Source organism: Halomonas nitroreducens (assembly GCF_003966155.1).
In the GTDB taxonomy this organism is placed as follows: domain Bacteria; phylum Pseudomonadota; class Gammaproteobacteria; order Pseudomonadales; family Halomonadaceae; genus Halomonas; species Halomonas nitroreducens.
This window is the reverse complement of sequence record NZ_RXNS01000002.1, coordinates 64444-86050: the sequence shown is the minus strand read 5'-3', so window position 1 is coordinate 86050 and position 21607 is coordinate 64444. Positions and strand designations below refer to the sequence as shown.

Sequence of the window (21607 nt, the reverse complement as noted above, 5' to 3'; positions counted from 1 at the left end):
CGCGGCAGGCCATTCCCAGAGCCGTTTCTCCGGCGGCCTTGCCGACTGCCCCGACATGCCGCTCGACGTCATCGCCACTCCTGGCGGCACCCGGCACCCCGCGTCACGTCGCGCATGTCGCCGTAGACGGTGGCGGCGGGCAGGGAGTCAGTTGCCGCCAGGTCCGTCGACGTTACGCTGCATGACCGCGCCTGGCTCAGGGCCGGGCTGGGGGGCATGTGCGCACCGCCGGCGTCGGACCGCTGGAGTCGATCGACTCATTTCAGGAAGACATGATGTTACCCGACTACACCTGGATCGCCTGGACGCTGATCCTGCTCTCCACCTACTTGACGGGCGTGTCCAAGGGAGGCTTCGCCGGAGGCTTCGGAAGCCTCTCCGTGCCGATCATGGCCCTGGCCATCGGGCCCATCGAGGCCGCCGGTCTGCTCCTGCCGCTGCTGCTGGTCATGGATGGCTTCACGGTCAAGGCGTGGTGGGGGCGGCAGGACGGGGCCGAGCTCAGGCGGATGACGCCGGGACTGACACTCGGCGTGGTGATCGGCACCCTGCTGATCGGCCGTCTGGACGAGAATGGCGTTCGCCTGCTGCTCGGCGTGATCTCCCTGCTGTTCGCCGTCTACATGGTGGTGCGGCCGGCCACCGGCCATCCCATCGCGCCGTTCTGGGCCCTGCCGGCGGGGGCCGGCTGCGGCTTCACCAGCTTCCTGGCCCATGCCGGGGCGCCGCCGGCCAACCTCTACCTGATTCCCCGGCGGCTGCCCAAGGACATCTTCATTGCCACCAGTGCGATCCTGTTCGCGACGGTCAACCTGATGAAGCTGGGACCCTATGTCTGGCTCGGCGAGATCAACCTGACCAGCCTCTGGGCCTCCGCGCTGCTGGTGCCGGTGGCCTGGCTGGGGGTGAGGAGCGGGCTGTGGCTGCAGCATCGCGTCAGCGAGGTGCTGTTCTATCGGCTGGTGATCCTGGCCATGGCCATCGTTGGCGTGCAGCTGATGCTCAAGGCCCTTGTCTGAGTGCGTGATGCTGCCCGTTGCTTGAAGATCAGGGACTTCCCGGCCGTTGGCCGAGCCGCAAAGTGATATCTCGAGCCGCTCCGAGTCAGCGCTATCGGGCCAGATACCCTCTCTCCTAACCGGCCACAACCGCGGATTGTGGTTGATATTCGGTTTGCGTCTCGAGGAGCCCTGAGCTCGCCGGCCTGGTGTTCGAGCCATTCAAGCAAGCGTGGAAAGGCCTGCCGAGGATTGGCGAACACTCGGGCTTGACCTTGCCAGTCGCCACATCGCGTAGCCTAGGGGGGCGTCCCCTCTCGACCCGTCTGCGTCGAGCTGACGCCGTGCTCAGCGGCGTCTTCGGCACCTTCCTCGACCATCTCCCTGGCTTTCTGCTCCTCCTCCGCCGAGGCCCCCGGCTTTGCCTGGTCTTTCTGCGCGACGGCCAGTGTCGCGGTGACGGCGAAGTGGTCGGAGCCATGCACCCTCACCCGGTTGAGGTCGACCAGATGGAAGCCGTCAGAGACGAACAGGTGGTCGATCGGATATCGCCACAGCAGGCGCTCCGCGTGGTACGAATTCAGCAGCTGCCGGCCGCGGCGGGGGTCCTTCAGGTCGCTCAGGTCGGCGAACAGCAGAGTGCCGTCCGACCACGCGACGTCATTGAAGTCTCCAGTGACGATCCAACGGTTGTCCGCGTCTTGCTGAACGTGGCGAGCAACGAGCATCAGCTCCGCGTCGCGGACCCGACTGTCCCGCCGCTCGGTGGTCTCGTCGTTGCTGCTGATCCGATCTCGCAGCCCCGGCGGGACGGGGTGGGTGCCGACGTACCGAACCGGTCCGATCCCCGGAACGTCCAGGGTCACGAAGATCGATGGCCGGCGCTCGGAGACCAGATGCTTGACCTCCTGCTCCAGCACCGGGAACCGCGACCAAAGCACGATCCCCAGCCCCTCGCCGCGGACCTCACCGATCCGGTGCGCGTAGTGCTGATCCAGCGGCGTCAGTCCCTCGGCCCAGCCACGATCGACTTCGATCAGCAGCAGGAGATCCGGATCCTCACGGCGGACCATCGCCAGTACCTCGGTGTAGCGGTCGTTGGTGTAGTTGACGTTTGCGCTCAGCACCTTGAAGGTCGTTCGGTCGCCGCCGGGCCGAATCTCGGCGGCTGGGACCGCGGTCGGCCAGACCGGCGTGAACGGCAGGATGTGCGACAGCTGCCATCCCCCTGTCGCGAGGATCACCGCCAGCCACGCTGCGTGCTCTTTCCGCGGTCGATTCCACCCCGCAAGCATTGCCAGCAGCACCAGAGGCACAACCAGCGCCCAGGTCAACTGAAGCCGTGGGAACTCCCAGAGACGGACCCACCACTGACCGCTGGGGATCATCGGCAGTACGCTCACAACCACCATCAGCAGCGTCAGCACCCGGGTGGTCCAGAGAAGGAGCTTGGCAGCCATGTCACCTCATCAATCGCGTGGCAGCAGCGAACGAAGTAGCCCACACTCGCACTTGCTTCCATGGCAGCACATATCCTTCCCATCCTGCCTTCAAGCAGGCTCGTGTCTGGATCCCCGGCTTGCCCTTGCCGTATTTCTGAGCGTCATGCAGAAGCCAACGCTAAGTCACTATAAACCACCTGGCCTCCTGTGACAGACAGCGGTCTCAATCACCAAATCCAGCCCCTGATCCATCAGGTACGGTGTCTAGTCTCTTGGAGGGGAAGCTTCAAGACTCACCTTGCGGCGTATCTGTGTTGGCATCGGCGAGACACTATGCCCGGCGGTGGAGGCTGATCGGACCGGCGATTCGCTCCGACGTGGTTGCGCGTTCGAGGGCGCCCCAGCGGTGAAGGGTGCCGCTGACGTTGACGGGAAAACTCCATCGTCGGGTGTCCAGTCGGGGCTGTAGCGGCGATGCTCGTGTCTATCTGTGAGCCAAGGGCGGGTGTATTCCTGTTGCCGGAGGTGGGTGATGGACATCAGCCGCTATCACCGTTGGCGTCGGCCTGATTGAAGTGACCCCCTCAAGGCTCGCCCTCCACGTGCAGGCTGATGCCCATGCAGTCGTGGACATGCAGCGGCTGACCGGGCTGCTGCTCCACCAGACCAACGTAGGTGTCAGGAAGGCTGGCATCGGGCGGGAAGAGGGTGGTGCGCCGACTGGCAAGGATGGTGGCAAGGCGTGGATGCTGGGCCAACTCGAAGCGCCGACCCAGTGCCTCGCGTACCAGGCCGTTCACGGCCACCGGCACCAGGGTGCCCTCCTCCAGACGCAACAGGCAGACGGCGCCGCAGCGAAAGCCTTCGCGCAGGGTAAGCACCAGGCGCTGCAGGCGTAACGCGCTGAGCAGGTCGGCGACCAGATCCGCTAGAAGGGTTTCGTCTAGCATGGTGATATTCACCTTTAAGGGTTCTATCTACCCTAATCGATTCGGGTAATTGTCACCATTATGGCCTCAAAGCCCCATAAAACGGGCCGTTGGAAACTGGCACGCCGCTTGCTGGTTGAGAGAACCACTCACCACTGTCACCCATCTGACCAAGGAGCTCCTACCATGAGCCTGATCGAACAGACCGTGGGCCGCACCGCCCTGACCTTGCCCGGCGCCACCCGGGTGTTCCGCGACCACAACATCGACTTCTGTTGTGGTGGCCGCATTAGTCTACGTGAGGCCGCCGAGCGCATCGGCCTGGCCCCCGAGGCGCTGGTTGATGCGCTCGAGGCGCTGCCGTCTGGGGCCAGGGACGAGGTCGACTGGCAGTCGGCCAGCAACGATGAACTGATCGACCATATCCTGACTCGCTACCACGACGTCCACCGCCAGCAGCTGCCCGAACTGGTGCGCATGGCCCGTCGGGTCGAGCAGGTCCACGGCGAGCGCGATACCTGCCCCAACGGCCTGGCCGACCTGCTTACCACGATCTACCAGGAAATGGAGAGCCATATGCAGAAGGAGGAGCAGATCCTTTTCCCGATGCTGCGCCGGGGCATGGGCTCTCAGGCCCAGGGGCCCATCGCGGTGATGCGCCACGAGCACGACGACCACGGCGAACATCTCGAGCAGTTGGCAACGCTGACCGACGATATCACCCCGCCGAAGGGCGCATGTACCACCTGGCGCGCCCTCTACACCGGGCTGCGTGAGTTCCGCGACGACCTGATGCAGCACATCCACCTGGAGAACAACCTGCTCTTCGAACGCGCTGGCTGACCCCCAGGCGCATCCAACCGCGACGCGTCGCCATGCCGGCGGCGCGTCAGGGAGGCCACCATGAAAGCCATCGTTCTCGAACGCCTGCACGCCGACCACCATCGCTATGCGGCGCTGATCTGCATCCTCGACCGTCAGCTGCATATCGTGGCCTGCGACGAACTCCCCGACTACCACCTGCTGGCCAGGCTATGCCATTACCTGACCCACCAGCCCGAGGAGTGGCACCATCCGGTGGAGGATGTCCTTTTCACCTGCCTGACCGGCTGCCATGCGCAGAGCGCTGAGCTGCTTGCGGTGCTCTCCGAGGAGCGCCGGCGAATCACCCGCGATGGAAACGAGCTCGAGGCGACCTTCCGCCGCCAGGCGGATGACATGCCGGAGGAAGAGCTCGATCCCAGCCGGCTCAAGCTGGCTCGTGCCTTCAGCGAGCTCTATCACCATCATCTGTACAGCGAGAACCGCCACATCTATCCGCTCATCGAGCGCTGTATCCCCGCCGCTGAGCTGGATGAGATGTCGCCCCGCATCCCGCTTGTGATCCCCGCCGAAGGCAGACCCAGCTTCCAGGAGCTCTATCGGCTGATCTCAGACCACCACACCGGGCTGCGTCTGGGCCATGGTGAACAGGCCGACTTCTGTCCGCTCTGCGATGCAAGGCCGGCGGCCTCTTCATGATCCAGCAATCTCGTGGATGGAGAGTTGGTTGTACCGCTCTAATAGAAGCGGACGTTCCGGCCGTATTACCCGTGTTCTACGCGCCGTCAGAGCGGTGAAGGAAGCCTTGGGAAAGCGAATCCAGAGCCACTTCATATTCATCAAGCTGCACGACTGAAGCAGCTAACCGGACGAAGGTCACCATCATGTACTTGACGCTGGCCGATATTCTGCTTGCCACTAGCATCCTGCAGTCATTGGTCCTGGCCGCCTTTCTACTGCTACCCGAGACCTTCCGACTGACCAGCAACCGCCTGCTGGCGGCTGGCGTTCTCACCTTTGCAGCGGGCCTCGGCGAGGTCTTCCTCTATTCCACCGGGCTCGCCCTTGAGCATCCGAACCTGGCCTATGTGGGCACCCTGATCGGCCTGCTGCAGGCGAGCCTGCTCTATCTCTACGCAAAGTCGCTGATGTATCGGGACTTCCAGCTCGTTCCAGGACACGCCATCCATACCCTGCTGTTCTGGGTGGTCACAGCCATCTTCGTGGTGGAGTACTACCTGCAGCCCGGCGAGGTGAAGCTTCAGATCCTGATGAGCCGCGACCATCCGGGCGTGATCACTTCTCCCTTATTGGCCGCGGCCATTCATCTGGTCGTTCTCGGCTACCTCTGGGCCACCATCCGTGAGCTCAGCTGCTTCGGCACCACGATACGACAACTCTTCTCCAACACTGAGAACAAGCAGCTGGCCTGGCTGCGCACACTGCTGATCGGTTACGCCTGTGTCTGGACCGTCAGCCTGCTCTATTGCCTCTCCGCCCATGTCTTCAAGAGCAGCGCCAGCGTGCAATGGGTGTCTGCCATTGGTGCGGTAACCGGCTTTCTGTTCATCAACTACCTGATCCTTCACGCCCTGCGCCAGCCCGTCATCTTCTCGGGGCTGAGCGCCGAGGAAGCGCGGCTGGCCCAGAGCAATGACGACGACCCGGCAGAGACCATCGGTGGCATCGCAAGCTTGATGCTCCACCGCCTTGAGGCTCATATGAGCGAGACCAAGCCCTACCTGGATGCCAATCTTTCCGTGGAACAGCTGGCACGCCAGCTAGATGTGCCAGCACGCGAACTGTCACGCACCATCAATCGGGGGCTCGAGAAGAACTTCTTCGAGTTCGTCAGCGACTACCGTATCGCCGAGGCTCGCCGGCGACTGCAGGCGGCTGGTACCAGCACCACCATTCTGCAGGTGATGTACGATTCGGGCTTCAACTCTAAGTCAGTGTTCAACACGGCCTTCAAGAGGGCTACCGGCATGACCCCCAGCGCTTATCGCGCCAGCTGCTGGAACCACGACCGACCCGAAACCTTCCCCCCTCGGCGTTCGACTATGTGAATCCCGAAATAGAACCTTCAAGCCACTGATAAAAAAGAAGTTCTCTGAAGTGCGAGATTGCGTTATCGGACGACCCACGCGACTCGGCTCCCTAGTATGGAAGCACAGCCGACATGCAGATCGACTGACTCATCCACACTCTGGAGCACGACACCATGACACTCGCCCTCCGCAAGCATCTATTGGCCTTAGTCTCCGCCTCCGCTCTGGCCCTGCCACTGGCCACCCCGGCATTCGCCCACTGCGACGCCGTGGACGGACCGGTGATAACGGAAGCGCAGAAGGCGCTCGATTCAGGCGATATCGGCCCGCTGCTCAAGTGGGTACCGGCCAAGGATGAAACCGCATTAGCAGAGAGCTTCGACAAGACACTGGAGGTAAGAAAGCTCAGCGATGACGCCCAGGAACTGGCCGACCAGCAGTTCTTTGCCACTTTGGTGAAGATTCACCGTGCCTATGAGGGCGCTCCCTTCACCGGCATCAAGCCAGCCGGCGAGATCGATCCAGCCATCCAGGCTGCGGACCGCGCACTGGAGGAGGGTGAGATAGACACCTTACTGGCACGAGTAGTCGAGAAGTTCGAAAAGCAGACCCGCTCTGTTTTTGAAGCTACCCTAGCAGCAAAGGAGCGGGCCAATGAAAGTCCCGAGAAAGGCCGTGAGTTCGTCGAGAACTATGTGCAATACGTGCATTACCTTGAAAATGTACACAGTGAGATCGCAGGCAACAGTGGCTCCCACGACCATTGAGCATTAGGGTGTAGAATAGCACCACCACGAGTGGCCTGAATGGATCGAGGCGGTGTGCTGTATGGGCCCTTATCCGTGTTGTGCGGCAGGTTCCCCATGCCCCACCTGTGGCGACAATACGCATGAGTAAGCTGTTAGTGGAGCATATCTTGGATCAACCGGTCGTCGAAAAGTAGGGAATCGCCAAGTAGCGACATTTCACTGACTCGTGGCGGCCTGGCGGCTGATTATAATCCGATCTTATCTTAGATCGCCTGTTGGGTTGTAGAACGATAGGGGGCACTTCGGATAATCGTCTGATCAATGAGCGGGGGAGTTCGCCTTCCGCTTAACATTTGGTCTATAGTAGACGTGTTAATGGCACTAATCATTCCTTTTCCAGTCGGGTATTATGCACTTGTGATGCGTTGTTATCCTCATTTATCTAATTCCATACCCCAACAATTATAGGAGGTGGGTTATGTTTTTTTTCTCTATGTCAACTCGTTATGAGGCTTCTTCCTGTCGACGCAAGCGGTTCGCCGCCAGCACCGTTGGCGTGCTAGCGGGACTTGGGCTAAGTGCCGCCAGCGCAGTAGCTGAGCCTGTCAGACAGGATCTGCCGCCCAAGCTACAGGGCTTGCTGAAACAAGAGATGATCCAGATCGAAAAGGCGATGCAGGAAATTTATAGTGCAATGCTGAAAGGTCAGCATGCCGTGGTGGCTGAAAAGGGGCAGTCGATCCATGACAGTTTTATTCTCGAGCAGTCGCTCACCGATGAGGATCGTCGAGATCTCAAGGCCGCCGTCCCACAGGAGTTTCTTCACATGGATGCCTACCTTCATGAGTTATCGGCATCCCTAGCTGAGGCCGCCCATGCCGAAGATGCCGCGCGTCAGGTGGAGACGTTCGGACGCATGACCGAAGCCTGTGTGGCGTGCCATAGCGCATACGTAACCGATCGTTTTGAGGGTCTTGAAGGCGCTGTTATTCCTGCCGAATGGGGAATGTCAATGAAGGAAAGAGAAGACAACACTGAAGGATGAAATGCATTACATATCGCGTCTCTGCCACATCGAAAGCATGCGCAACCGGGTTCGTGTGGCTGTTGGCGGGGGAACTTGACGTTGCGCGCATCCAGCGCGAGCTGCCGGAGCGCCTTGCGCTATTCCGCGATGTGTAGCACGTCCATGCTTGGTCGCTTACTTCGGGCCGGCATCTGTTTTCGCTGCCTGCCACTATCCAGTTGGATCGCCACAACTGTTGTGCCGACAAGATCGATGAGTGCCATGGCTGAACCACGTGGCTCAGGCCTTGGTTGGCACGTGGTCGGGCAGCCAGACGTGGGCGGCCAGACCGCCGCGCGGGGAGGCCTCGAGGCGCAGGCGGCCGCCGTAGAGGCTCACCAACTCGTTGACGATGGCCAGGCCCAGGCCGCTGCCAGGTTGTAGCTCGTCGAGCCGAGCCCCGCGACTCAATGACTGCCGGCGCTCGTCTGTGCTCATCCCGGGGCCATCGTCCTCGATGGTCAGCCAGGTGCCGTACGGATCACTGCCGCCGCTCACCAAGACGCGGCTTCGAGCCCAGTGCAGGGCGTTCTCCAGGAGATTGCCGACCAGTTCCTGCAGATCTTGCGGGTCGAGATGCATGCACAACCCCTCGGGCAGGTCACTGTCCAGCGTGATGCTACGCCGAGCCGCCAGCCGACCGAGTCCGTCAAGTACCGGGGCGAGCGTGCCGGCCACGGCGACGCGGCGGTTCAGGCCAGTGGCGCCGGCCGCCGACGCGCGAGCCAGGTGGTGACGCACCGCCTCGTCGATTCGCGCCACCTCGGCCTTCACGCGCCGTCGGGCGGGGTCGTCGAATCCCTCGGCCAGAGTGCTCAGCACGCTCACCGGCGTCTTCAGGGCATGAGCCAGGTTGCCGGCAGCGTGGCGGGCGCGCTCCATCAGACGCTGATCTCGCGCCAGCACGCCGTTGATGGCGCCAGCGAGGCGTGCCAGCTCGGCCGGCAGGCGGGTGTCTAGCATCTCTCGGGTGCCGTTCTCGACCGCATTGAGGTCCGCCTGCAGGCGGCGCAGTGGGGCGAGCCCCCAGTGCACCTGTAGCGCTAGGGTCAGCAGGAGCAGCACGCCTACGCCGATCAGGGAGGCCGAGAGGCGCGTCGTGAAGTCATCAAGAGCGGCATTCAGCTCCTCTCGCGTGATGGCCACGCTGACATGCAGCGGCGTGTCGAGCGGGGCCAGGTGGATATCGCGCTCGATGATGCGCAAAGCCGTCCCGCGGGGGCCAAGTAGGTCGCGGGTCACTACGGTGTCATGAGCGCGTATTGGCAAGCGCTGATCCCACAGCGATCGCGAGGTGAGCCGGATGTCGGCCCCGTCGCTGACCTGCCAGTACCAGCCGGAGAAAACCTGGTCGAAGCGCGGATCGCCCAGCGCGGCGTCATGTTTCAGGCGTTGCGTAGAACTGTCGTAGGTGAGCCGCGCTACTACCACATTGAGCAGCGATTCGAGGCGCTCGTCGAAGGCGGCAGTGGCCGAGGCGCGGAAGTGGTGGGCCAGGCCGACACCGGCGAGGGGCAGGGAGATCAGCATGATCACCAGGGCTGCGGCCAGCAGGCGCACGGCGATCGGAGCCGTGGCCAATGACGGCCGACGACGTCTCATGAGGCAGCGTCGCCGTCGACCAGGCGGTAGCCCCGTCCGCGTCGCGTCTCGATGCACGTCGCACCGAGCTTGCGGCGCAGGCGGCTGATCTGCACGTCAATGACATTGGAGTCGGGCTCATGGTCACGGTCGTAGACATGCTCAGCGAGCTCGCTGCGGCTCACCACCCGAGGGGCCGCATGGGCGAGGTAGGCGAGTAGGCGCGACTCCTGGGCGGTGAGGCTGACCGGGCGCCCGGCGAGCGTCACGCTGCCGGTGTGGGTGTCGAAGGCCAGCTCGCCGATGCGCAGCAACGGATGGGCGTGGCCGTGGCTACGCCGCACCAGGGCGTGCAGGCGGAACAACACTTCGGCCGTTTCGAAGGGCTTGGTGACGTAATCGTCGGCGCCGGCGGAGAAGCCGGCGGCTTTGTCGCTCCAGCGGGTGCGGGCAGTGAGCACCAGCACCGGCAGCTCGATGGCATCCTCGCGCCACTCGGCGAGCCAACGGCTGCCGTCGCCGTCGGGCAGGCCCAGATCGAGGATCACCGCATCGTAGCGCTCGGTGCGCACCAGGAAGTCGGCCTCGCCGCCCGTCGCGGCTTGCTCGACCAGCACACCGGCATCAGTGAGCGCCTCGCCCAAGGCTTCGGCCAGGGCCGCGTCGTCCTCCACCAACAGCACCTTCATTCTTCGTCGCCTCTTTCGCGTCGCATGGCGTTGATGTTCACGCCTTCCATGCCGATGAGCTCGCCGCTCCTGGCGTCGAACTCGAACTCCACGACCTGGCCCTGAGGGCCGAGCATCTCGACCTCGTAGCTTAGCCGTCCGTCGTCGCGCTCCAGCTCCACTTCCAGCACCTGCCCGTGGTAGCGCGCCTCCAGCCAGTCGAGGATCTCGGGCAGAGCGACTAGGCGGCCGTGGCGTACTTCGTCGTGGAGGTCGTGCCAGTGCTCGTCGGCCAGCGTGGGGAAGGCGAACGTTAGTGCCACCGCCAGCAGGAGCAGCGGCAGGGCCAGGGGGTGAGGGCAGCGGGCATATCGGCGTCTCATGGTGGTGAGGATGCCAGCGTGAACATGAATAGAGCATGAACCGTGCTGTCAGCCCAGGGCAAGGTGGCCTTCGATACAACAACAAACCGGCACCCCTCAATGGCGTGCCGAGCACCATCGACTCGGTGCCGATAAACGGAGACAAGACCCATGAAACACAAGATGATGCTGACCACTTCCCTGGCCTCCCTGCTGATTGGCGCCGGTGCGGCCCAGGCTGACGAGGAGCGGCTGTCGGTGGATCGCCTCGACAGCGTGCTCGAGCAGGCTGCGGCCTTGGGCTTCACTCACTACCAGGAGATCGAGATCAAGCGCGACGAGCGCGTGGAGGTCGAGGGTTGGCTCGATGACGAGTGGCAAGCGGAGGTTCGCCTGGCGCTGGTGAGTGGAGAGAGCCTCGAGGAGGAGCGCCAGCGACGTGAGGGCGGTGCCAGGGGCATGAGCGAGGCTGACATACGCCTGGCCATGGAGGCCGCAGAGGCCGAGGGCATGGCCGAGTTCGCTGAACTCCAGATTGACCGCGACGGGCGAATCGAGGTCGGGGGCTATGATGCCGACGGTCGAGAGCTCGAGGTGAAGAGCCTCCAGGGCGAGCTTGAGGTTGTCGAGGTGGAGTACGACTGATCCCTTCCGCCGGGGTGCTGCCCCGGCGTTTGGTTTTTTCCACCTGTGTTGCTCTCCACCCAATGAGCCCGGCGCAAAGGACTCGCGCCGGGCCCCTTTCACGGATGAGCGATTTTCGTGGATGGCCAATCAGGTGATGCGCTGCAGGCTGCGCTCGCCGAGCCACCATTGGTGGACGAGGGCGGCAAGCACATGGCCGCCGAGTACCAGCCACAGCAGGTTGGCCAGTATCTCGTGGGTCTCCTCGAAGGCGTCTTCCAGCCATTCGATCTCGGAACCCGCCGGAAGTAGTGGCACCCCGAAGAAGGCCACACCGTGACCACTGCCCCAGGCGGCGAGCACTCCACTAATCGGAATGATCAGGAGCAGGGCATAGAGCGCCAGGTGGCCGAGGCGGGCGGCGAGGCGCCAATGGACGGGCGGTGCGAGGCGGCCCCGGTTAAACCAGCGCCATGCCAGGCGGAAGGCGAGCAAGGCCAGTAGCAGCACGCCGATGCTCTTGTGCAAGCCCATCAGGTTGGCCTCGACGAAGTGCTCGAAGGCCTCCATCCAAACCTCGCTGGCCAGCATGAACAGGATTAACACTGCCATGGACCAGTGGAGGAAGCGGGACACAAGGCCGTAGCGGTGGTGTGTATCGAGCCAGCTCATGTAGATCACTCCTTATTGGATGGGTACACGCCCCTTCTACACTCGCTCGCCTTGCATGAGCCTTAATGGCCCGTTCATGCCGGGTTCATCTTCCGCAACCGCGTCACTGCTTAGAAAAGTCGGGTTCGGCTTTGTCATCCATTGATTCGTAGAAATGTCCCGGTTCAGCCAGAACAAGAAGACTGTTTCTTCAGCGGCTTGTCTGTGATCAGGCATCTGCTGATTCGACTGGCAGAGGCGTTGTTGTCGTGCTAGATAGTAACTAGTTACTATCTTTTGGGATTCCAGTATGTCGGAACGCCAACACCTCAGCGCCAAGGAGCGTCGCGAACGCACCGTGGAGACGGTCGTCACCCTCTGCAGCGAGGAGGAGCCCGCCACCCTGACCACCGGACGCATCGCCCAGCGCATGGGGGTCACCCAGGGCGCGCTGTTTCGTCACTTCCCCAACAAGGATGCCATTTGGGCGGCGGTGGTGGCCTGGGTCACCGATCAGGTGATGGCGCGGGTCGGTGCTGCTGCGGAGGCCGCCGAGGATCCTCTCGCCGCCTTGGAGGCGATGTTTCTGGCCCATGTGGCGTTCATCGCCGAGCATCCCGGCGTACCGCGGTTGCTGATGGCCCAGTTGCAGCATCCTCGACCCACCATCGCCAGCCGAATGGTCAGAGGCCTGATGAAACGCTATCAGCGACGCCTGCTCGGCCTGCTCGAGGAGGCTCGGCGCCAGGGCCGGTTGCGCCCCGGGCTCGACCTGGATGCCGCAGCGACCCAATTCATCGGCTGCTTGCAGGGGCTGGTGATGCAGTCGCTAATCGCCGACGACGTGGCCAGCATCGGCGAGCGGGCGCCGGCGGCTTTCGAGCTCTATCGGCACGGCATCCGCACGACGGTGGGAGGTGATGCATGAGGCCCTGGATTCGGCGGCGGGGGCGGGGGATGGCGATGCTGGTCGGCATGATCCTGGGCGTGGCGCTGCTGGTCTTCTTTGTGGCGAATCGTCAGGCCCCCGAGCGGCAGGAGGCGCCAGTCTCCGCCACTCCGGTACGAGTCATCGAGGCCCGGCCGCTGGCCCTGCGCCTGGAGGCCCGCGGCCACGGTCTGGCGCGACCTGCTGAGACCTGGCAGGCGGTGGCCAATGTGGCCGGTCGGGTGATCGAGCGCCACCCGGCGCTGGAGAGCGGTACCCTGCTGCCCGAGGGCACCCTGCTGGTGGCATTGGACTCGAGCCGCTATGAGCTGGCCATCGCCGAGGCCGAGGCGGAATTGGCGAGCCTGGCCGGCGAATTGGCCCAGCTCGCGGTCGAGGAGGAGAACACTCGCCGCCTGTTGGCGCTGGAGAAAGAAGCACTCAACCTGGCCGAGCAGGAGCTGTCCCGCATCGAGAACTTGGCAGCCTCCGGCTCGGTCTCTACCTCGCGGCGTGACGCGCAGCGGCGCAGCACCCTAGGGCAGCGCCAGGCAGTGGCCTCGCTGGAGAACACCCTGGCGCTGATGCCGGCACGGCACGAGGTCCTAACGGCCCAGCGAGAGCGTGCCACGGTGCGCCTGGCGCAGGCCCGGGAAGACCTCGCCGACACTCGTTTTGAGGCGCCCTACGACCTGCGTCTTGGCGAGGTGGAAGTCGAGCGCCACCAGTTCGTGGCGGTAGGGCAACGGCTGTTCCAGGCTGAGAGCCTGGCCGCCGCCGAGGTGGAGGCGCACATTCCCATTGCCATGATGCGTCGCTTGCTCGGGGCGGTTCTGCCCGAGAGGCCCTTCGGCCAAGGGCCGGAGCTCAACGAACAGCTCGACTTCTCGGCGGTAGAGGCCGAGCTCTCCCTGGTCGGGGCCGAAGGTGTGGGCTGGTCCGGCAAGTTGGTGCGCGTGGCCAGTGGGTTGGACCCGGCCACCCGCACGGTGCGCGCCGTGGTGCAGGTAGAGCATCCCTACCGCGATGCCCGCCCGCCGGATCGACCGCCGCTGCAGCGCGACATGTACGTACGCACACAGCTATCGGCGCCGAGCCCCGGCCCGCGACTGGTGATACCGGCCAGCGCGGTGCACCTGGGCGAGGTATGGCGGGTCGATGACGAGGATCACCTCGAGCGACGCCAGATCGAGGTGTCTTTCACCCAGAACGACCTGGCAGTGATCGAGGCAGGCCTGGCCCCCGGCGACCAGGTGGTGGTTGATGATCTGCCCACGGCGATCGCCGGAATGCGCCTCGAGCCACGCCGCGACGACACTCTGGAAGCGCGCGTCGCCGCTCGGGCACTGGGTGAATGGACCCGGGGCGAGGGAGGGCAGCCATGATCCGCTGGTTCGCCGCCCACCCGACTGCGGCCAACCTGCTGCTGGTGCTGCTAGTGGCTGCCGGGCTCTTCTCGGCACCTTCGCTCAAGCGCGAGACCTTCCCCGACTATCGTCCGGTGGAGGTGTCGGTGGAGGTGGTCTACCGCGGGGCCAGTGCCGCCGACGTGGAGGACGCCGTGTGTCGGCGCCTGCACGAAGCGGTCAAGGGCGTCGAGTTCCTGGACGAATTCGTCTGTGTCGCCCAGGATAATCTGGCCAGCGCCACCGCCACCATGGAGGCCGGCGGCGATGCCCTGCGCTTTCTCAATGAGATCGACACCGAGGTGAGCGCCATCACGGAGTTCCCGGCGCGGGCCGATCCGCCGGTGGTACGCGAGCTGAACCGCAGCGACCTGGTGGCGGCGGTGGCGGTGTCGGCCCCCATGCCGATGCGCCAGCTCGAGGAGTACGCACTGCGTCTGGAGGAGCGCATCATGGCGCTGCCCGGGGTGGCGGACCTGGCCATCCACGGCATGTCTCAGCGTCAGTGGCAGGTGGAGGTGGCCGGCGAAGTGCTCGCCCAGCATGGCCTCTCGGCCCGCGAGCTGGCGCGGAGGATCTCCGCCCAGAGCCTGGACCTGCCGTTGGGCACCTTGGAGACCCCCGAGCGCGACATCCTGCTGCGCTTCACCGACCAGCGCCGCTCGCTCGCCGAGCTGGAGAGCCTGGTGGTGATATCCGACCCGGCCGGCGGCGAGCTGACCCTGGGCGATATCGCCACTCTGAGAGAGACCGGCGAGCGCGAGGAGGAGAAGCTTCGCTTCAACGGCGAGCCGGCGCTGGTGCTGGAGGTGAGCAAGAGCCTGCGCGACGACGCCCTGACGGTGAAGGAGGATCTCGAGGGGTTGCTCGAGGCGGAGCGCCGCCGCTTCGACGATGGTGTCTCGCTGACGCTTACCCAGGACATGACCAGCATCGTGCGTGATCGCCTGCAGATGCTGGTGGCCAACGGCCTCATGGGGCTCGTGCTGGTGGTGCTGGTGATGAGCCTCTTCTTTCGCCCGCGCCTGGCGCTGTGGGCGGTGCTGGGGCTGCCTGCCGCTTTCATGGGCGCCTTCCTGGTGATGGGCCTGACCGGGCTGTCGCTCAACATGATCACACTGGTGGCGCTGTTGATGGCCATCGGCATCGTCATGGACGACGCGATCGTCATCACCGACAACATCGCCGCCCACCCCGGCGAGGGTACCTCACCGCTGGAGGCGGTGGTGGCCGGTACCCGCCAGGTGCTGCCCGGGGTGCTGTCCTCCTTCCTGACCACTGCCTCGGTGTTTGTGCCGCTCTCCTTCCTGGCCGGCGAGCTGGGGGCGGTGCTGGAGGTGCTGCCGGTGGTGCTGATCGCCGCCCTGGCGGCGAGCCTGGTCGAGGCGTTCTGGATCCTGCCGCATCATCTCAAGGGCAGTGTGACACACCTCCAGCAGGGCCATGACTCGCGCCTGCGCACCGCTTTCGACCGCGGCTTCGAGCGCTTCCGCGAGGGGGTGGGGCGGCTGGCCGACCACGCCATTCGCTTCCGCCATGCGGTGCTGGGTCTGGTGCTTGCAGTGATATTGGCCTCCGTCGGCTTCATGGCCGGCGGCCATCTCGGCACCGAGGCGATGCCCGACATCGACGGCGACGTGCTCGAGGCGCGTATCTTGATGCCCCAGGGGACGCCCCTGGCACGCACCGAGACGGTGGCCGAACGGGTGGAAGCGGCCATGCGTGAGCTCGACGCGCGCTATTCACCCGAGCAACCGGAAGGCGCGGCGCTGGTGGAGGCGATCCAGGTGCGCTTCAACCACAATGCCAGCGCACGGGAGGCGGGGCCCCACGTGGCCACGGTTAGCGTCGACCTGCTGACTGCCGAGCAACGCTCGGTGACGCTGGACACGCTCATCACGGACTGGCGCCAGGCGATCGGCGAGATCGCGGGCCTGCAGCGGCTGATCATCCAGGAGCCGGGCTTCGGCCCCGCCGGCGTGCCGGTGGAGGTGCGCCTGACCGGCGAGGATCTGAACGTCATGCAGGCGGCCGCGCGGGAACTGACCGAGCGCCTCGAGGGCTACTCGGCGGTCTACAACGTCATGGACGACCAGCGCCTGGGTAAGTCCCAGCGCGCCTACTCCCTGGCGCCGGGCGCTCACGGCCTGGGACTGACCGCCGAGGAGGTGGCCGGTCAACTGCGCGCCGCCCTGCTCGGCGAGATCGCCGACACCCAGCGCATCGGCGAACAGGAGATCGAGGTGCTGGTGCGCCAGGCCGAGACCAACCGCGACGGCCTCGACGACCTGGCGGACCAGATCCTGACGCTGCCCGACGGCAGTCGGGTGCCGCTCTCGGTGGTGGCCGATATGGACGAACGCCGCGAGTGGGCACGGATCACCCGCATCAACGGACGGCGTACGGTAACCGTGGAGGCCAACGTTGAGGCCCACCAGGCCAGCGGCCAAGCCATCGTCGACGACCTGATCGGCAGCGGCTGGCTGGCCGACTTCGAGGCCCGTCATCCCGAGGTGGTGGTGACCTTCGAAGGTCAGGTGGCGAGCTCCGCAGAGACCGGCGGCTCCATCGGTCGCGGCCTGCTGATCGGTCTGGTGGGGATCTTCGTGATCCTGTCGTTTCAGTTCCGCAGCTACATCGAACCGCTGATCGTCATGCTCTCCATTCCGCTGGCTTTCATCGGGGCCCTCTGGGGTCACGTGGCCATGGGCTACTACCTCTCCATGCCCTCGTTGATCGGTGCGGCCTCGCTGGCCGGCATCGTGGTCAATAACGCCATCCTGCTGATCCAGTTCATCAAAGGGTACCGGCGGCAGGGGCGGGATGCCGTTACCGCGGCCGGCCAGGCGAGCCGCGACCGGCTGCGCGCCATCCTGATCTCATCCACCACCACCATCGCCGGCCTGCTGCCGTTGCTGGCCGAGACCAGCACCCAGGCGGATGCCATCAAGCCGCTGGTGATCGCGGTGGTATTCGGGCTGCTCAGTGCCACCGTGCTGGTGCTGCTGGTGATCCCGGCGCTCTATGTGTTGTTCGACGACTGGGGCTGGACCCATGATCTTGGCCACCACCTGAAGCAAGGTCCGTATGCGGGGCCGGGGCATCCTGGAACCCTTGCCCCCCAGGAGCCAGCGTCTAGTCTTTAAGTGGTAAAAATAAATGCATCTATAAAAGGCGCCTCACGCCGCCGTGGGGCGCCAATCTCTGGAGCGTGAAAGATATCGAGGAGCCAATCCGATGATCAGATCACGTCGCGCCGCCTCTCGCATGTAGCCTCATGTCACCGCTCTGCTGCTGGGTGGCGTCAGCGCCCAGGAATTTGAGCTGGCGATGGTTCAGGCGCCCTGGCTGCCCAGCCTGATCACCGCGACGCCGCGGGAGGGCTTCGCCCTGGCCGTGACCCTGTCCCAGAAAGGGGTGGCGACTACCCAGCTCGACGTCGAGTTTCGCAGAGCACAACGACCCGAATACGCCGAGGATGCTGATAGCCTGGTCACGGTGTCGCACGTCATCGCCACCCACTTCCAGACCATCGTCGCGGCCAACGACTACTGGCGAGAGTGACATCCCTGCTTGCCGGGAGCTAGATCCCATGATCAAGGTACGCCTCTACCGCTATCATCCAGAGACCGATGCCCAGCCTCGAATGGAAGTGTGCGAGGTCGAGGAGCAGTTTCGCCAGGCGATGGTGCTGGACGTGCTCGAGCACTTGAAGCAAGTGGATCCAAGCCTGACCTATCGCCGCTCCTGCCGCGAGGGGGTGTGTGGTTCCGACGGCATGAACATCAACGGCAAGAATGGCTTGGCCTGCATCACGCCGGTGGCCGAGGTCCTGGGGCGTGCCGGCACCCTCACCCTGAGGCCGCTGCCCGGGATGCCGGTGATCCGCGATCTGGTGGTGGATCAGACGCTGTTCTTCCGCCAGTTCGAGAAGGTTCGCCCTTGGTTGATAAACGACGCACCGCCGTTGGCCATGGAGCGTCGGCAGAGTCCCGCAGAACGCGAGAAGCTCGATGGCCTCTACGAATGTATTCTCTGCGCCTGCTGCAGCTCGGCCTGCCCCTCCTGGTGGTGGAACCCCGAAAAATACATTGGCCCGGCCGGTTTGATCCAGGCCTATCGCTTCCTGGTCGACAGCCGCGACACGGCCACCGACGAGCGCCTGGCGGCGCTGGATGATCCCTTCAGTGTGTTCCGCTGCCGACAGATCGCCAACTGTACTTGGGTCTGCCCCAAGGGGCTCAACCCGATGCGCGCCATCGGCCGGATCAAGGCGATGCTGCTGGCACGCGGCAGCTGATAGCCATGCCGACTACCCGGAGGACCTGGTCGCCAAGGGACGTGATATCGAGTGTCTGACCCTGGCCAGGGCAGTGGCCTACCACGTCGAGCGGCGCGTCTTCCTGCACAAGCGCCGTACGGTAGTGTTCAGCCGCTAGGTGTGATCTCTCGATAGGTTGTTCATCCGGAACCTACCCGGACAATTGGAGGTGCGACCCAAACCAACCTCCAGGAGGCCCGGATGAACACCTATAAGAATGCCCGTCTCACTCCTCATGGTCGAGCCCTGCTGGTCCATCGAGTCGTTGAGGAAGGGCTTCGCCCAGAGGAGGCCGCCCAGGCTCAAGGGGTCAGTGTTCGAACGGTCTACAAGTGGCTACGCCGGTACCGGGAGGAAGGTGCCGCGGGACTCCAGAACCGCTCGTCTCGCCCGGGCCGCTGTCCTCGTGCAACTCCGGATGAGCTCCGCGAGCAGGTTATCGAGCGCCGCCGGCAGCGTCAGACTTACCGCCAGATCGCCCATCTGCTGAGCATCGGACTCAGCACCGTCGCGCGCCTCCTCGCGCGCGAGGGGCTGAACCGTCTCTCGGCCTTGGCGCCTGCCCGTCCCGCGAATCGCTACGAACATGAGGCGCCGGGCGATCTCCTGCACCTGGACATCAAGAAGCTCGGTTGCTTCGAGCGTCCCGGGCATCGCGTCACCGGCGATCGACAACAGGCCACCCGTGGGGCTGGCTGGGAGTATGTTCACATCGCCATCGACGATCACTCGCGGGTGGCTTACGGCACCCGCTATCCCGATGAAACCGGCTGGAGTGCGTGTTATGCCCTGCTCGAGGTCGTGCGGTACTACCGACGACTGGGCGTTCGCTTCACGCGTGTGCTGACCGACAACGGCGCCTGCTACCGATCCAAGGCGTTCCACCGTCTATGCCGGCGACTGAGGCTGAAGCACAAGCGCACCCAGCCTTACACGCCCCGAACCAATGGCAAGGCAGAACGGTTCATTCAAACCGCTCTGCGCGAGCGGGCCTATGCGTGGCGCTACGAGAGTTCGGAGGCACGAGGCAAGCATCTGCCCGTCTGGCTCCACCAATACAACTGGCATCGGCCCCATGCCAGCCTGAACTACCAACCTCCCATTAGCCGGCTGGGGCATTCCGTGAGTAACCTGGTGGGTTTACACAGCTAGCTGGTGGACACGTCCATTTCCGGGCGGCGGCTGGCCAGGTTCCTGGACGACATTGCGCAGCAGCGCACTCTGCCCGTTTCGATTGTCTGTGATAATGGCCCCGAGCTGACCAGCAAGGCGATATTCTTCTGGGCGCGTGAACGGAAGGCGGCGCTGGCCTTCATCCAAACGGGCAAGACGACACAGAATGTCTTCACCGAGAGCTTCAACGGAAAGTTCCGCGATGCCCCTGCCTCAATCAGCACTGGTTTCTGAGCTTGACCGATGTCCGGCATGAAATCGGCCAATGGAGAGGCTGCTACAACCATGTCAAACTGCAAAGCGCGCTGGGTTATCTGCCTCCCGTCGCCTATATCCAGCGGTGTGCAGGAAGGAGCGGTTTCTCACATTGTGGATGGAAAATAACCAGGGGGAAGGTCAGATCCAGAAGAGCTCTGTCAATAAAGGGCCGGTCCTGATCACATCTTAGAGTGATCATATTCGCACATGGTTGATCGTCAATGTCCTGCATCAGGCACATAACGTCTGGCCTACGCTGAAAGCGTGACGGTTCGATCTCCTTCACGTCACAAAGGGTGTGAGCCTTGGACGATTCCGACGCCAGGGATGGCAAGGACCCAACGGTCACAGTTGTTTCAGCATGGCATCGGCCGCACCATTTGAACTGGTGCGGCCACTTTCTGCCGTGCCACTCTTCAGACGCCCTCCCTGCGATCCAGCTGATAGACCGGGTTGCCTGGATACCAGCTGCAGATGGATGACTAACCGTGAGAGGAGCTTAAACGCGGCCCGTCAGTCCGACGTCTCTCTCTGAATACACAAGTTTGCGAGCCGTGGTGTCAATCGAAAGGGCAGTAAGTATGCCGAACCGATCAGGCCGATTTCTCAACTTCGAAAATACCGCTTGAAGATGACCCGTTCAGCGAAGATTCGTTTGCAGACCTTCGTACTGAAAAAGAGGAGCACCGTCAAAGTGGCAATCAGGACAGGCCAACCAGCTGGTTTCCACATGTCATTGGCAAATTGTCCAGCTTGAAAGGCAATGAATAGAGGAAGGGCGATAGCAACAGCAATGGCAATGCTCGGGGAGCCATATTTTACCTCTGCTTTGCATCCTGTACAAACGCTGGCTCCCCGAGGTACGTCACTCATACAGTGAGGGCATTGTAATTGATCCATCAATTCATCCTCCTTGATTTATGATGAAGCGTTAATGTTCTACACATTTGATATGAATGGCAACCCTTGCTAGGTCGGCGTCGTCCTTTTCCTCGCTCGGAACCTGTGCCATCACTGCAATGTGATCAAGAAGGGCCTGCGGCCCTCGCGGTTGCGACACCATGGCTCATGACATGCTCGGTGACCCGCCCGCAGGAAGCACATGTCACCCGGTACCGGTGAGCTTCGAGCTGGCGCAGTTCGAAATCCTGCCAGGCGGGCCCGGGGGCGGCCCGGATCTCCGTTGTCCCGCAGGGGCACATCATTACCCATCGCCCGGTTGGGTCCGGCATCAGCCACGTGATCAATGAGGCTGAGTGGTCGGTGATCGGTCCGACGTGATGTAGGACATCGACGACCCGCAGTGTGCGAGGAGGGCTGGCGCTCCATGGGGCATGAATGGGGCAAACCGGACGCCATTCTATGCCATTTGATGGGGTAGGGCGGGGCAGGTAGGTGATTGATCAGGCCAGCAGTGGCGCGGCTTTCCGGCTGCTGGCTCTGGATGGATGCCCATATACTGCCATCATCGGCGCATGGTCTAGTAGAGGCACGGGAGCCCGCCACATCACGGAATGATCACTTATTTCCGTTTGGCTATAGTGAGATTGCGGATCGCCGCATGTTTCAGTCGCGGTA

21 protein-coding genes and 1 pseudogene are annotated in these 21607 nt (G+C 63.6%); 16 read left to right on the top strand and 6 right to left on the bottom strand.

The annotated features are described in order from the left end of the window. Positions 1-275 precede the first annotated feature (275 nt). Positions 276-1019, top strand: coding sequence for a sulfite exporter TauE/SafE family protein (locus EKG36_RS02330; RefSeq protein ID WP_185827457.1), 744 nt, complete (start codon positions 276-278; stop codon positions 1017-1019). Positions 1020-1297: 278 nt separating this feature from the next. On the opposite strand, the gene EKG36_RS02325 is transcribed toward EKG36_RS02330, so the two are convergent. Both EKG36_RS02325 and EKG36_RS02320 read right to left on the bottom strand, forming a co-directional pair. Continuing rightward, positions 1298-2458: an endonuclease/exonuclease/phosphatase family protein gene (locus tag EKG36_RS02325; RefSeq protein ID WP_126480636.1), complete on the bottom strand. Its 1161-nt coding sequence runs from the start codon at positions 2456-2458 to the stop codon at positions 1298-1300. Between the two features lie 566 nt (positions 2459-3024). Further along, entirely contained in the window at positions 3025-3390 is a 366-nt protein-coding gene (locus EKG36_RS02320; RefSeq protein WP_246007408.1) for a GAF domain-containing protein, read from the bottom strand. Positions 3391-3555: 165 nt separating this feature from the next. On the opposite strand from EKG36_RS02320, the gene ytfE reads away from it, so the two are divergent. From ytfE to EKG36_RS02295, 5 genes are all read left to right on the top strand, one after another. Next, positions 3556-4212: an iron-sulfur cluster repair protein YtfE gene (gene ytfE / locus EKG36_RS02315; protein WP_126480634.1), complete on the top strand. Its 657-nt coding sequence runs from the start codon at positions 3556-3558 to the stop codon at positions 4210-4212. A gap of 60 nt (positions 4213-4272) precedes the next feature. Beyond that, a complete protein-coding gene (locus EKG36_RS02310; protein ID WP_126480632.1) occupies positions 4273-4890 on the top strand; it encodes a hemerythrin domain-containing protein in 618 nt (205 codons plus the stop codon). A gap of 185 nt (positions 4891-5075) precedes the next feature. Further along, complete coding sequence (locus tag EKG36_RS02305; protein WP_126480630.1) at positions 5076-6260, top strand: helix-turn-helix domain-containing protein; 1185 nt, start codon at positions 5076-5078, stop codon at positions 6258-6260. 155 nt (positions 6261-6415) lie between these two features. Next, entirely contained in the window at positions 6416-7009 is a 594-nt protein-coding gene (locus EKG36_RS02300; protein WP_126480628.1) for a DUF6448 family protein, read from the top strand. A gap of 460 nt (positions 7010-7469) precedes the next feature. Next, positions 7470-8036, top strand: coding sequence for a cytochrome c (locus EKG36_RS02295; RefSeq protein WP_126480626.1), 567 nt, complete (start codon positions 7470-7472; stop codon positions 8034-8036). Positions 8037-8297: 261 nt separating this feature from the next. Here the strand turns inward: EKG36_RS02295 and EKG36_RS02290 are convergent, their stop codons facing one another. The 3 genes from EKG36_RS02290 to EKG36_RS02280 are packed head-to-tail and all read right to left on the bottom strand — an operon-like array spanning position 8298 to position 10689. Further along, positions 8298-9659 carry a sensor histidine kinase gene (locus EKG36_RS02290; RefSeq protein ID WP_126480624.1) on the bottom strand — a complete coding sequence of 454 codons (1362 nt, stop codon included), beginning with the start codon at positions 9657-9659 and terminating at the stop codon, positions 8298-8300. Then, positions 9656-10327, bottom strand: coding sequence for a response regulator transcription factor (locus EKG36_RS02285; RefSeq protein ID WP_126480623.1), 672 nt, complete (start codon positions 10325-10327; stop codon positions 9656-9658). Before EKG36_RS02285 ends, EKG36_RS02290 begins: the two co-directional genes overlap by 4 nt. Then, on the bottom strand, positions 10324-10689 hold the full coding sequence (locus EKG36_RS02280) for a PepSY domain-containing protein (protein ID WP_126480621.1): 366 nt from the start codon (positions 10687-10689) through the stop codon (positions 10324-10326). Before EKG36_RS02280 ends, EKG36_RS02285 begins: the two co-directional genes overlap by 4 nt. Before the next feature lie 150 nt (positions 10690-10839). On the opposite strand from EKG36_RS02280, the gene EKG36_RS02275 reads away from it, so the two are divergent. After that, positions 10840-11313, top strand: coding sequence for a PepSY domain-containing protein (locus tag EKG36_RS02275; RefSeq protein ID WP_126480619.1), 474 nt, complete (start codon positions 10840-10842; stop codon positions 11311-11313). A gap of 129 nt (positions 11314-11442) precedes the next feature. Here EKG36_RS02275 and EKG36_RS02270 read toward each other — a convergent pair whose 3' ends face one another. Then, entirely contained in the window at positions 11443-11964 is a 522-nt protein-coding gene (locus tag EKG36_RS02270) for a cytochrome b (RefSeq protein WP_126480617.1), read from the bottom strand. 289 nt (positions 11965-12253) lie between these two features. Between EKG36_RS02270 and EKG36_RS02265 the strand changes: the two genes are divergently transcribed. The 9 genes and pseudogenes from EKG36_RS02265 (at position 12254) to EKG36_RS21050 (ending at position 20208) form a co-directional block, all read left to right on the top strand. After that, complete coding sequence (locus tag EKG36_RS02265; protein WP_126480615.1) at positions 12254-12871, top strand: TetR/AcrR family transcriptional regulator; 618 nt, start codon at positions 12254-12256, stop codon at positions 12869-12871. After that, the gene (locus EKG36_RS02260) at positions 12868-14256 is read left to right on the top strand and encodes an efflux RND transporter periplasmic adaptor subunit (RefSeq protein ID WP_126480613.1); all 1389 of its coding nucleotides are present in this window, start codon (positions 12868-12870) and stop codon (positions 14254-14256) included. The genes EKG36_RS02265 and EKG36_RS02260 overlap by 4 nt, the downstream gene beginning before the upstream one ends. Continuing rightward, positions 14253-17423: an efflux RND transporter permease subunit gene (locus EKG36_RS02255; protein ID WP_126480611.1), complete on the top strand. Its 3171-nt coding sequence runs from the start codon at positions 14253-14255 to the stop codon at positions 17421-17423. The genes EKG36_RS02260 and EKG36_RS02255 overlap by 4 nt, the downstream gene beginning before the upstream one ends. 184 nt (positions 17424-17607) lie before the next feature. Continuing rightward, positions 17608-17841, top strand: coding sequence for a hexameric tyrosine-coordinated heme protein (locus EKG36_RS02250; protein ID WP_126480609.1), 234 nt, complete (start codon positions 17608-17610; stop codon positions 17839-17841). Positions 17842-17872: 31 nt separating this feature from the next. Next, a complete protein-coding gene (locus tag EKG36_RS02245; RefSeq protein ID WP_281274416.1) occupies positions 17873-18577 on the top strand; it encodes a succinate dehydrogenase iron-sulfur subunit in 705 nt (234 codons plus the stop codon). A gap of 4 nt (positions 18578-18581) precedes the next feature. After that, positions 18582-18716 (top strand): annotated as a pseudogene (locus EKG36_RS20665) (formyltetrahydrofolate deformylase); the annotation flags it as partial. An 83-nt stretch (positions 18717-18799) separates the two neighbouring features. Further along, entirely contained in the window at positions 18800-19750 is a 951-nt protein-coding gene (locus EKG36_RS02235) for an IS481 family transposase (RefSeq protein WP_126480605.1), read from the top strand. 3 nt (positions 19751-19753) lie between these two features. Then, positions 19754-20005, top strand: coding sequence for a transposase (locus EKG36_RS02230; protein ID WP_126480603.1), 252 nt, complete (start codon positions 19754-19756; stop codon positions 20003-20005). 2 nt (positions 20006-20007) lie between these two features. Then, positions 20008-20208 (top strand): hypothetical protein, encoded by a 201-nt coding sequence (locus EKG36_RS21050; RefSeq protein ID WP_185827456.1) that lies wholly within the window; start codon positions 20008-20010, stop codon positions 20206-20208. Positions 20209-21607: the final 1399 nt, after the last annotated feature.